The 11,935-nt window shown below is 54.2% G+C and carries 9 protein-coding genes; 5 read left to right on the forward strand and 4 right to left on the reverse strand.

The window, feature by feature from the left end:
• Position 1: 1 nt before the first annotated feature.
• From C8R21_RS02385 to C8R21_RS02395, 3 genes are all read left to right on the forward strand, one after another.
• Complete coding sequence (locus C8R21_RS02385; protein ID WP_107761276.1) at positions 2–2,716, forward strand: family 16 glycoside hydrolase; 2,715 nt, start codon at positions 2–4, stop codon at positions 2,714–2,716.
• A gap of 214 nt (positions 2,717–2,930) precedes the next feature.
• On the forward strand, positions 2,931–4,772 hold the full coding sequence (locus C8R21_RS02390) for a hypothetical protein (protein WP_107761277.1): 1,842 nt from the start codon (positions 2,931–2,933) through the stop codon (positions 4,770–4,772).
• 11 nt (positions 4,773–4,783) lie between these two features.
• Complete coding sequence (locus C8R21_RS02395; protein WP_107761278.1) at positions 4,784–6,526, forward strand: hypothetical protein; 1,743 nt, start codon at positions 4,784–4,786, stop codon at positions 6,524–6,526.
• A 92-nt stretch (positions 6,527–6,618) separates the two neighbouring features.
• Here the strand turns inward: C8R21_RS02395 and C8R21_RS02400 are convergent, their stop codons facing one another.
• A complete protein-coding gene (locus C8R21_RS02400) occupies positions 6,619–8,568 on the reverse strand; it encodes a ParB/RepB/Spo0J family partition protein (RefSeq protein WP_258192207.1) in 1,950 nt (649 codons plus the stop codon).
• Positions 8,569–9,022: 454 nt separating this feature from the next.
• Between C8R21_RS02400 and C8R21_RS02405 the strand changes: the two genes are divergently transcribed.
• Positions 9,023–9,433, forward strand: a complete 411-nt coding sequence (locus tag C8R21_RS02405) for a hypothetical protein (RefSeq protein ID WP_107761280.1) — start codon at positions 9,023–9,025, stop codon at positions 9,431–9,433.
• A gap of 122 nt (positions 9,434–9,555) precedes the next feature.
• A complete protein-coding gene (locus C8R21_RS02410; protein WP_107761281.1) occupies positions 9,556–10,491 on the forward strand; it encodes a pyridoxal-phosphate dependent enzyme in 936 nt (311 codons plus the stop codon).
• Positions 10,492–10,731: 240 nt separating this feature from the next.
• On the opposite strand, the gene C8R21_RS02415 is transcribed toward C8R21_RS02410, so the two are convergent.
• The 3 genes from C8R21_RS02415 to C8R21_RS02425 are packed head-to-tail and all read right to left on the reverse strand — an operon-like array spanning position 10,732 to position 11,778.
• A complete protein-coding gene (locus C8R21_RS02415) occupies positions 10,732–11,130 on the reverse strand; it encodes a transglycosylase SLT domain-containing protein (RefSeq protein WP_107761392.1) in 399 nt (132 codons plus the stop codon).
• Between the two features lie 14 nt (positions 11,131–11,144).
• Positions 11,145–11,453 carry a hypothetical protein gene (locus C8R21_RS02420; protein WP_146162434.1) on the reverse strand — a complete coding sequence of 103 codons (309 nt, stop codon included), beginning with the start codon at positions 11,451–11,453 and terminating at the stop codon, positions 11,145–11,147.
• Positions 11,437–11,778: a hypothetical protein gene (locus C8R21_RS02425; RefSeq protein ID WP_107761283.1), complete on the reverse strand. Its 342-nt coding sequence runs from the start codon at positions 11,776–11,778 to the stop codon at positions 11,437–11,439. Before C8R21_RS02425 ends, C8R21_RS02420 begins: the two co-directional genes overlap by 17 nt.
• Between the last annotated feature and the right edge of the window lie 157 nt (positions 11,779–11,935).

The following is an 11,935-nucleotide window of genomic DNA, read 5'->3' on the forward strand; positions in this document are numbered from 1 at the left end:
TATGGCCCAGCCGCTGACTTCTGAATCGACCTCGTTCACCCTGGACAATATGGGGAGGTACCTTTGCAATACCTTGCAGGAAGCATTTGATAGCACCACCCAAACCATTGCCGGTCGACAACGCGCGTTCGACGTGATCGTTGTCGGGGGGGGAACCTTCGGAGCTGCCATCGCGGAACATCTCTTCGTAACCGACGCTGGAGGAGACGGTACACGTAGCCGCCGAATCCTCGTGCTGGAGGCTGGACCTTTCGTGCTGCCCGAGCACATGCAGAACATGCCGTTTATGGGAGGCGCTCCGGATCTGCGTGTGCCGTGGGTAAATCACCCGGCACTCAACTACAGCGGACTGATCTTCGCCATTGGAGGGCGTTCACTGACCTGGGGCGGCTGGTCGCCTGAGTTGCTCGACTTAGAGTGGGCCACCTGGCCACAAACAACACGCGATGACCTGCGCACGAGATATTTTGAGCAGTCAAGTGATCAGATCGGGGTCACGGCGACGAACGACTTCATTTTCGGCCCGCTTCACAGTGCGTTACGCAAGCAACTTCATACTGGCCTTAAAACGCCAGGTAACGAAACAGGTTTTTCCTTCGCCGATCTGCCCGATCACCCCAGTGTGCGTTATCACGATTCCACGCTTGGCCCGATCAACGTCGCACTATTGCGCAAATGGTTGAATCTCCCTGCCGGGAACAGGACATCAAAAGCAGAATTGCTTGAACTGCTCAAACTTGAAGCGCCCCTTGCAGTTCAATCCAGGACTGAATCAGGATTATTTCCAACGAACAAATTCAGCGCTGTGCCCGGTCTCATTCGCGCCGCGCGGCTCGCAAACCGCGAGGCTGATGGTACAGGGCCTATAGCGGACGCGCGAAAGAGGCTCATGATCGTTCCGGACTGTCATGTACAGGAACTCATCACTGAGACCCAAGCGGACAATTGGGTGCGTATCACGGGAGTGCGGGTCTGGCAAAACGGGATGTCCGTGGATATTCCACTCGCACCGCCGCGAGATAGCGGGCAAAGCGCAGTCGTCATTGCGCTCGGTACAGTCGAAACGACACGTGTGGCACTCACCACATTCCAGCAATCGCTCGCAGGTCGTGCCGCACAGCGCATGGGCTCAAATCTCATCGCTCATTTGCGCTCGAACCTGACCATTCGTGTGCCAAGGAAGGCAATTGAAGCAAATCTGCCTCCCGAACCGTTCAATAGCCTCCAATGTTCCGCCCTATTCGTGAAAGGCAAGGCAGCCAGCGGAAGTACCTTCCACTTTCAGATCACAGCTTCAGGTTTAAACGAACTGGGTACCGACGCCGAGGCAGAACTCTTCAAAAAAATTCCAACTCTTGAACATCTGGAGGGCATGCTTCGTGCCAACGATAAAACCGTCGTGATCACGATTCGCGGCATCGGCGAGATGAAACCGCGCAATCCGAACAGCTTTGTTGATCTGTCTATGCTCGAGGCTGAATTCGGGCGGCCAAAGGCGGTTGTTCATCTTGGAAACGCAAAAGCAGCACCAGAAGCCTTTCCAGGCAGTAACGAAACAAACATCGACCGGGCCACATGGGATGAAATGGATTCCGTGTCTGACAAGATCGCGCTGATCTTCGCAGGAAATGAGCCATTCGAGATTCTCCCCACTCAATCTAGCGCCATTCCGGTGCCGGTGGGAAGCAGAGCACAACGACTCGCCTTACTGGGCGCATTCAGGAACCGCCGCGACGACTTGGGTACGACGCACCACGACACCGGCACGATGCGTATGGGCGACGATATCGCCGATTCTGTTACCAACGACTTCGGCCGCATCCACGATACCACTAACTGCTATATCGCCAGCCCCGCGCTCTTTCCAACGATGGGTTCCCCAAACCCGATGCTCACTGGCATCGCCCTGTGCCGCCGCACCGCCGACCTGCTCAACAGCAGTGTGTTGCCCAGTTCAGACGCGATCATCAGTCCCCAGCCCGAAGCGGGTTTTCGCTCATTATTCGACGGTACGGATAAGACCTTCAAGGACTGGTACCTTGCCGGTCCGGGGGGTGGAGGCATGCTTCATTTGAACGGGGAGATGGTAAGTTACGGGGGTGGCGGGCTGAGACTCTTTTATTACGCCAAGGAAGCCTTTAGCGATTTTACGTTGCGCCTCCAGTTCCGTATCTTCGACACCGCGAACCATAACAGTGGCGTCTTCGTTCGCTTCCCGCGTCCGACACTTGAACTTGCCGATACGCTCAAAACCCGTATCCCGAATGAGCCGTTCTTCGATGCAGGCAACGCGGCATGGAGGGCAGTCCTAGCGGGCTTTGAGGTTCAGATCGATGACAACGCGTGGGGGGACTCGGGCAAGGATTTCTATGAAATCAGGCCGGAGCCGGATGGCCTGTTCAAAAACCGGACGGGTGCCATATACAAGATTCAAGCCGGCGATCGCGTCTGGCACCTGAACTTCAACGAGCCTGCCGTACAGAATTACACCCCTGGGCCCGCGCTTGTTCCTGGTGTGTGGTTCGAATACGAGATCGAGGTACAGGGCAATAACTACAAGGTTTTTCTAACCAATATCGAGACCGGCATACGACAGCAGACCACCTCATTTGACAACACCGATGGAGAGCGTGGTCGAGCTCCAGGTTTCATCGGGATACAGGTGTATCCTGGCAGTACCCTGGCTTGGCGGCATATACGCATCAAAACGCCCTGAAAGCACCCCTAAAGTGCAAACGTAATGCCAGTTGGTGATATTCAACCATTCCTCTACGATTTTCCCGCGAATTACGTATCGTTCAATCAGGCGTTGTAATTTCCCTTATCTGGTCTATAAATGGAAAGCTATGACATTTACTGGCAGCCATTGAGATTGAATCACCAAAATAAATGGGCTAGCGTTAGTTCATCCATCATCAGGGGGAACGAACATGCAAACATATCGCGGGCGCTGGCAGATTACTGTCATAGGTAAAGATTCAGCCTGGGATCAACGTATTTCAATTACCGGGGCCTCAAGCGGGGGCGGTATCCTCGCAGGCGTCATGGGTTCAACGCAGATCGTGGACGGGACCCTCTGGAATCTGACGGTCGAGCATAATGACGGCACCCACGGATGGCAGGAGAATGCCGCCGTTCTCCCCGACCCGTTACAGGAGAATGGCGCACACCTCTCGCAAGTCATCCGCTCCAAGGATGTCTTCACCCCTTCCGATACCGACCCGAATGACCTCGTGATTCGGGTGGACAAGATCGGTCCGATGTTTAATGTTACCGTTCGACCCTTCGCGATCGATGGTCAATCTCTACTGATGTTCGCCGACGGCGTGTTCCTTGGTATCAACGGGATACAGTACATGGGTGTCGAAATTGAAAACACCTGGGGAGAAGCATTTGAGGACGAACTCCTGTTCGATATCTCCAACATTGGGCGGGCCACGCTCGCGTCGTTCGGAATTATGGTCGTTGACACATGGACGGCCGCCGAGTTGACGGCTACCCAGCAGACGGTACAGGGGCGGGCAATCCGTATACCTCCTTTGCAGATCGGGGAAAAGACTACAGTCTATTTTCTGGTGGACGCTAGCGGCGCACGACGCGGCAAGCCCCCCGTGGAGTTTGTTTTGCATAACCTGGGAGGCGACCCGGACCCGGACGATGCGATGCGCCACAATGCCAGAACCATCTTCATTGCCGAACTTGACTATGATCCCAACACAGGAATATCCGTGGTTTATATACCGGAAGGCAAGGTTTCGCTGACGCTCAAATCTATGGCGGTTGATCCGGTCGCCCTGCAGCAACTTTGCAAGAATGTGTTCAAGCCGGGAAGCGGATCGAAAGGATCGAGGGTGGGCGACGACATTACCCGTCTGGTGCGCGGGATGCGTGGAGGCAATTGCGACCAGAAAATACTACGTGAATTGATCACGCTGCTGTGCGGATGTCTTGTCGGCTCCGATTGCGGTGGCGGTGGCGGTGGCGGCGGGGGTGGTTCTGGGGGATGGCAGCGGGTGTGTCTGCCAGGTGGCATATGGTTACCGCTCGCCTTTGACTACAGCGTCGAAATTAAAGACGGCTTCGCAGGCCAACACGGACCACTGGCGTTTCAAGACCCGTGGTGGAAGATCGTGTTGCTGATCATCGCACTCATTGCCTGGCTGGTCGGGCTCATAGAATCCATTGTCGCAGAAAAAACCGGATGGGGAAATGTCGGTGACCATCCTCGCAAAATTGGTACTGTGGGTGCCTCTAACCGGGTGACGACCGATGCCGCGCTTATTGAACTGGATAACAGCAGGCCGTTCGTCCAGCAGACCGTCGATGCGATCACCGGTGAGCCGAACTCAAGCTTTATCACAGGCCTGGACACGCTGATTTCGATTGATCCGACAGTTGCCGCGCCATTTATGGGAATGCATGTCTATAAATCCGGCTCCCGCACTGGCCTCACACACGGAATCATCACTAATCCCAGCGCCCCGGCAGGCGAGTGCAGGGGACCCCAGAATGCTGCCGGCACCGGATGTACCGGCACGGATCCACATCACCCCGATCTGTTTCTAACAGGGCAAATTATCATTGCGTCAGATCCCGCTTTTGGCGAAGAACAATTCTCCGATCACGGCGATTCCGGCTCCGTGGTCTTTTCCCACGAACCAGCTACCATGAATCAGGTAGTCGGCCTTTTATATGGGGGTGGCGACACGTCCACCAATGTGTCGCCGATTCAGGATGTACTCACCGCGCTCTCCCTTAAATTGCGACCCTAGGGAAAAATATTATGCAAAAACTGAATCCGCAAGATCCCTCCGCTCGGGCCCAGGTTGAATCAATTATCGCGAAGATAAAGTCACAGTGGGGGCAAGACCGAAATGTCCTGGATATTTTGCCCGCAATCAAGACTGTGGGGCCGTATGCTCAACCTGACACTCTGGCAATAGGCTTCTATGTCAGAGAAAAAGTCGATCTGGCAAAGTTGACGGACAGAGGCTATCTGCCTATTCCCGATCAAATCGAGGGTGTGCCTACCGATGTGATCCAGGCTATAACAAAGCCACGAGGAACTGTGGATACGAAATCAACGCGAAGCCAGATGTTCGATACACTTGCAGGGGGAATCGCGGTAGGAAACGCGAACATGAATGTCTATGGCACGTTGGGCATGATCCTGTTCGCGCAAAGCGACAGCCGCCCGCTTGGGCTGACAAACGAGCATGTTCTTGTCAATGATATTGACGGACATGTGGGCGACGAAGTGCAGCAGCCTCGCTTCTATCTAAACAGCGAGGTTTCTATCGACAGTGCAGCTTGCTGTCCCAATGGTCAGCTCCACTATCGGCCTGTCGATAATCCCATCGTGGATGCGGCAGCCGGGGTTTTTGCCGCTGCATCCATCGCAGCAGTCTTGTCTGATCAGATTGATCCCCACCGTCGTGGTCAGGACGCAACGGTACCCGACCCCACTGAGCGTACCCTGCGTGAAACCGTTTCAGTCGAGATGCAGTATCCCGAGATACCACTTCCTGGGTACCCGTATAAACTCGATGTGAAATGGAAATACCAACGGGAAACAGATAGGCGCACCTTGGAATATTCGGTCTCGGAAACCAAGCCGAACCTGCACTTCGTGGAAACGCAGGAATTGCTCACGGACCGGACAATCTACCAGCGTGGTAACCAAGTAGTGTTTTTCGCCCTGGTGGGAGCCGAACCTCATCAAGAAACCTGCCAAAATTACTTTGTGACGGCTGCAGCGCTGTCCCCGAGCCATCATCGAGCCTATAAAATCATTCTAAAACCTTGGGAGATCGATACTGGTCTGAGAATTGACGACCCCAGCCAAAGCCTGGTGGACGGCCGAGCTGTGCGGCGTTGCACATCCTTTGATGACCAAAAACCCGACGATTGTTTTCGGCAGCCTCGCAGCATCAGCGGAATGATTTTCGACCCCAAAGACTACACCGCATGTTTTGTGCAGCCGGCTGCGACCGAACGACCCGCGCTGGTTTTTCCGCCTGCCGGCCTGACCATAAGATTTCCGACACCGATACAGGAGGTGCTCGGTCGTGTCGTGTTTCGTGCCTCGGTAACCATGACGGCATTCAATGGAGCCGAGGTGGTTGGGACTGCGACGACATCAGGCGTATCTCCCGCAGAGTTGCACCTCACCGCTCCCAGCATCACGCATGTCGTTTTTCGTAGCAAGGACGAATCGCCGGAACTGGTGGAAATTTGCACCGTGAAACAACTGCGGAACTACTGCATCTACCGGGGGGAACTTACCTTGCTGCCAGACGAGGAGATCGGTATGTGGTCGACTTATCTGTTCGCCCAGACGCGTAATGATGTTCCAGCAGGGACCGACCCGCTTATTGCCGCCACGACCATAGGGGGTCTCCCGGTGACTAGCAATTTTATTGACGCAGGCGGCTCTGACGATATCACCTATGGCCACTCGTGTCTGGTGGATATTGTTCCGAACGGTCAATTTGAGGTCGCTTTGCCATCGGGGATAATCGGGTGATCGGCCGCGGGTGGTAGAAGATCAGGAAGTTATTCTCCTTATCATTATAAAGCCCCATTCGGGGATTTATAACCCATGGATCACGATTCGTTCTACCGTCCGATAGCCTTGAGATTTTCAGGCAGCCACCTCGAATCTGAGAGTTCTTCATCTGCCTTTCGCACCAACTGCTCCTTTCTGAGATTGCGCATGAGATTGGCACGCTCGGTCGATACCGCTTCTGCGACCACCGAGAGAATCCTGTCCTTCGAGACATGCGATAGATAATTCCCGGATGTAGGTTTCCACCAGTCGGCCATGTCCAGATTCAAGGCGGTCATGAGTGCAGTGACTTCCTGCGGCGGTGTACTTTCCCGCTCCGACACCGTATTGACCGAAATCGCCGTGCAGAAAGCCAGCAGATCCAGAAGGTCTTGCTGCGATTGCTCTAATAGCCACCCGAACAGAGTCTTGCCGCTCCGCCCTGCCGCATCGATACGCTTCTGCCATTGCCGGCGCTTTTTTGCAAGTGCAGTCGCTGCCTTGCTCTGCTCGATACTCTCCACGTCCGGCTTGAGACGGGTTTCCTCGATGCTGATCTGCAGGATAGGATTTGACGCGGAGCCATTTGGGAAAATCTGTACCGCCATCCAATGCACGAGGGCGGCGAGCGCAACTTCCGGCCGATCCGTCATGGCCGCCTGCACGGCGGCCGTGCGATGCACGGTCAGCATGCGGGTCAGCTTTTCCGAATGGACCGGCTTCTCGCCACCAGCTCCTTCGATCCCTGCCGCTTCCCGCTCCCCTGACTCTCCTGGCTCCTCTGGTTCCCTCGATTCCCTTGGTTCTTTTGATTCCCTTGATTCCTTCGGCTGCTTCTTCATATCCTCCTTGCGGATGAGGCCCCGCTCGATGCGGAGCTTGCCTTCGTGGTCGACGGTGGCAATAGCCCCTGCAATTGCAAGATCGTCCGGATAAATTTCTTCCAGCGATTCGGTAAGCTTCGTCAGTTCGTCCCGAATGCACTCCGCTTTTTTCTTTTTCTCTGTCGCTTCGTAGAGTTCCCCTGTCCTGCCCCGCTCCTCATCGGAGGCATCGTATCCGGCTTCGATGGCTTCCAGTTCCGCTGCCAGCGCATCCATCCTTGCTTGCTCCTCCGCAGTCGGCTCGCGCCTGACTATCCGCATCTGCGAGAATTCGGCCCTGTCGGAATAGTCGAAGGTGGTGCGAACCTGCACCCACGCATATCCTTTCTCCTTCAGCGGTTCGACCACCTGGTTGAGTTTTTCCAGAGCAAGCGATTCGAGTAATTCGGCATCCTGCATATAACCGTCGTCCTCCTCCCCGAAAAGATCACGACGTATCACGCCTCCTGCGGCCTCGTATTCCTCTACTCCGACGAACCGGGCAAGCGGGTTCGTCCTTATGTTGATCTCAGTTTCGGTGATGAGCCGCCGGAAGGTTGCGCCGTTGCGCTGGTACTCCGGCGTGTTGTGCCAGAGCCGCTCCTGCAATTCGTGGTCATCGGTGAGCGCCAACGCCGTTATCTGCTCGAAGCTCATCTTGTCTTCGGCATACAGCGCGAAAATCCTGGGAGAGACCTTGGTCAGTTTCAGGTAACGCCTGACGGTCAGCGGAGAGACGCCAAAGCGTGGGGCAATCTCATCCAGCGCAAATCCTGCATCTATCAGGGCGCGGTAGGCCATGACGAGATCGGCAGGATGCATATGCTCCCGGCCACTGTTCTCAGACAGGCTTATTTCCAGCGCCTCTTTGTGCTCGACCACGCGGCAATCCACCTCATGGTCTTTCGACAGCCGCCCATCGGCTACCAGCAGGTTCAAGGCGGTCAGTCTGCGCCCGCCGGCAATCACTTCATACTTGCCGCTTTTCCTGCCCTTTTTCTGCTGCACGGTAACGACCAGGTTATGGATCAATCCCTGTGAAGCGATCAGGGCGGCCAATTCTTCGATGCCGGTCCCCTGTTTTTTGCGAACATTCAGGGGCGAGATGACAAGCTTTTTTATCGGAATGCGGATAAGAGTGGTTTCGATGGTTTCCATGATGGTTCTCCTGAATACTTAAATAAAACGGAAAAGAAAAGCTGGTGGTATCAGTGTTATCAAGCACCGGCATCGGCTTTGATGATCTTCGGCAAAAGGAATGCCGTCACGCCGTGATCCGCTTCCGTGATAATCCAGAGCATATTATCCCCGAATCTTTCCCGATTCCTGAAACGGTTTTATCTATCCATCTGACAGGCAGAGAGGATGGAAGTCCTGCCCTATGGCGTCTTTTTGGGTCTCCGGTCGCTCCGCCACCCGCAATTCGTTATCTGCTATTCCGGGGGTAACTGCAGCTAGGATTTAAGGTCCGTAATATATAAACAAAAAATTATGATTACAATCAAAACACGTGACTTTTATTTATAGTAATGCCGAGTACAATGTTCCAATGTCATGGCCCGTATCAGAACGAGTGGCTTTCACTTCATCCATTTCATTGGAGTCTGCCTTCATGCAAAAAGAAATAAGGAAGTTTGTAGCGGCGATATCCACGCTGGGCCTACTAGCGGGCTGCTCGGAGACCGGTACAATCGAAGCAAAGAAAGACGATTCCAGTGTGCCCGCACAAAATATCAGGCCTCTTGTCGACCACGACGGCCTCGCAAAAGGGTATGAAAACCGGGCCAGGAAACTGCTGGAAATAGCAGTGAAACACCAGAAACGGCTCCAGTATTACGAGGACAAAAAGTCCCTCCAAGGGAGACACGGGCAGGATTCAAAAGCGCAAGCCATCGCCCTAGTACAAAAATACAAGCTGGCATGCAAGCTGGCGGCAGAGAAAGCCACCGAATTTGCTTTTCACCACAGGACGGGGTCGCAACTCGCGAAACGCGATTATATTGCTTCGACGGCGTCGCATTGATTTGGAGTGCCCCGGGAGCTCAGCGGTGAACCTTGGCTGGAACTGGATGAAACAGTACGACTTGATTCTTGTGGCACTGGCCGCAGATTAGCTGTTCGTATCTCATTGGAGATCTCTTTTGAATGCCGCTACATATTGAAACACCGCTAATTGAATCCCATTTGATCAGCCATAAAGTGGGCCAATCTATTTGGCTGAAAATGGAGTCCGCCCAACCATCTGGCTCTTTCAAAGCCAGAGGAATCGGCTATGCATGCGAAGAATATTTAAAACGAGGAGCAAAACGTTTCATTGCATCATCGGGCGGTAATGCGGGACTAGCAGTTGCTTTTGCTGGACGCCGCCTTTCGGTACCTGTAATCATCGTGGTGCCTGAAGCAGCTTCAAAGCGGGCGGTGAACTTGATGCGCTTAGAGAATGCGGAAGTTATAGTCCATGGGAAGTCTTTGGACGAAGCGCACCGATTTGCGCTGTCACTCATCCAATCTACCGATGCATATATACATCCTTTCGATGACCCTCTGGTTTGGAGAGGGCATGCCAGTCTAATTGATGAAATATTCCGTGCTGGTCTAAAGCCTGACGTAATCGTTCTGTCAGTCGGCGGTGGCGGCCTTCTTTGCGGTGTTATAGAAGGATTGAGGCGAAATGGAGGGGCCGGTGTGCCCGTCATCGCGGTTGAGACTGAAGGTGCCGACTCCTATGGGAAATCGTTAAACGCGGGATTCCTTGTCGAGCTTGCATACATATCGAGTATTGCGACGACCTTAGGAGCGCGTATTGTTTGTGAACAAGCACTGGCGTACTCCAAAGATCACCGTATCGAAAGCGTTGTGTTGCCGGACAAGTTGGCCGTTTCTGCTTCTTTGCAGTTTTTGCAAGATCATGGAATTGTCGTTGAGCCTGCTTGCGGGGTTGCGCTCGCTGCGGTGTACGAAAAAGTTGCAGCGTTATCAGGGTATAAAACGGTATTAGTTATCGTATGCGGTGGCGTTGGTTCTACCGCTGATGACTTAGCCGAGTTGGCACGTGTGGAATGTGACGTAGCAAAATGTTAAATATTCAATGTGCCTCACTCCCAGGAGGACAAGGGAGAAAACGTTTGGTAAGAACAATTAATTTGGGCAATCCCTGTAGGAAACCTCGTGGACGAGGCTTTATCCGTCCATCAGGTTTTCCAGCAGGGTTGTCCATGGGTCAAGCTAGTGCTGCCAGACGGTAGGCTGTGCCGATCATCCACATTGCTACCGCTTGTCCATCTCAAAGGTTACTTCCCTCGTAGCAAAGCGGGAAGTGAGCTATTTTTCCCACCTGGACGCCCGTCGCATCAGGTCTATTCGGTAGGCGGCATTGAGATGAGGCGTGTACGAGTGGTAGTTGGCCACCTTCGTCCACAGATCGCCCCGATCGTTGCGGATGTGCATATGAATACTCCAGGCGGCAAGCGCATAGGAGTAGCAACCTTGCTGCGCCACATGTTCAGGGGTAATGCCGTACTTGGCCAAGTCGGATAAATATGTGGTATTGAACTGCATGGGGCCGACATCGTAGGTGTCATTTGTGTTTCGCATCCACTGCCCCGGTTTGCCTCCTTCCTTCTCTGCGATGGCAAGGAGGATATTGGCAGGCACTTCGTATCTGACCGCGGCTTGAATCGAACAAGCGACGCGCTCCGGCAAATCGGGGGACAGATCCACCACTCCCTGCCCTGTTACTTGCTGCCCCGGAAGGCAGCGGCTTCCGCTTCGGCATCGAGCTTTGTTTCCGTCGATCCAGCAAAGGCATTGCCCTTGAATTGCGGCTCAGGAATGTTGGAGCGAATGGCGGAGGCAACTTTTCCGCCGGGGGTTTGTGCCACGCGCCCGCCTTGCGAAGCAATGCTGCTCTTTACCGCTTCCATTCCTCCACGAGCGAGATGAGAGCCCATTTCAGCCACAAAGCGCCAAGGCATGCCCATTGCCTGAGCTAGTCCTCCCAAGGGCGCGCTCTGCCTGGGCTGCTCTTCAGCGAACATACCCATGCCGCCGTCCCTGCTGGCATGCGCCGCATCGAATGCGGGCCTTGATAGCGGATGCTCCCCCGGCTGCATTGGCGGCCGAGGCCATCATCATACCGGTGGCAACACCTCTTGCAGTTGCAGCCGCGGCAATCGCAGCCCCCGCCCCAAGGTTGCCTATTCCCCCTGCCCCACCGCCGACAATGCTGCTTAGCATGGGCGGAATCTTGTCGACCAGCACAAGAAGAATGATGGACACGACCATCATTACCCCCCTCTCCTTGAGATTGAGCCCCATGCTCATGTGGCGATAGTAATCTCCCCGGATTGCCTCAATTCCCGTGCACATCACCTTCCGGATATGGCCGTCAAAGTCCTGAAAGTCGCACCCTCAAAAATCCCAAAAATACCTTTTGACACCCGTCAGAAAATATAGGACTATTGAGTCTTGAGCACTAGAGGTAGTTGAACACACTCTCATGCACTACTATATATAGTAGTGCACA

Origin of the sequence: Nitrosospira multiformis (assembly GCF_003050865.1) — a bacterium.
Classification (GTDB): domain Bacteria; phylum Pseudomonadota; class Gammaproteobacteria; order Burkholderiales; family Nitrosomonadaceae; genus Nitrosospira; species Nitrosospira multiformis_E.

Bases quoted from the DNA above. Each gene is read 5' to 3' on its own strand.
- C8R21_RS02385 (WP_107761276.1), top strand. From the start codon at position 2: ATGGCCCAGCCGCTGACTTCTGAATCGACCTCGTTCACCCTGGACAAT.
- C8R21_RS02390 (WP_107761277.1), top strand. From the start codon at position 2,931: ATGCAAACATATCGCGGGCGCTGGCAGATTACTGTCATAGGTAAAGAT.
- C8R21_RS02395 (WP_107761278.1), top strand. From the start codon at position 4,784: ATGCAAAAACTGAATCCGCAAGATCCCTCCGCTCGGGCCCAGGTTGAA.
- C8R21_RS02400 (WP_258192207.1), bottom strand. From the start codon at position 8,568: ATGGAAACCATCGAAACCACTCTTATCCGCATTCCGATAAAAAAGCTT.
- C8R21_RS02405 (WP_107761280.1), top strand. From the start codon at position 9,023: ATGCAAAAAGAAATAAGGAAGTTTGTAGCGGCGATATCCACGCTGGGC.
- C8R21_RS02410 (WP_107761281.1), top strand. From the start codon at position 9,556: ATGCCGCTACATATTGAAACACCGCTAATTGAATCCCATTTGATCAGC.
- C8R21_RS02420 (WP_146162434.1), bottom strand. From the start codon at position 11,453: ATGGGTATGTTCGCTGAAGAGCAGCCCAGGCAGAGCGCGCCCTTGGGA.
- C8R21_RS02425 (WP_107761283.1), bottom strand. From the start codon at position 11,778: ATGTGCACGGGAATTGAGGCAATCCGGGGAGATTACTATCGCCACATG.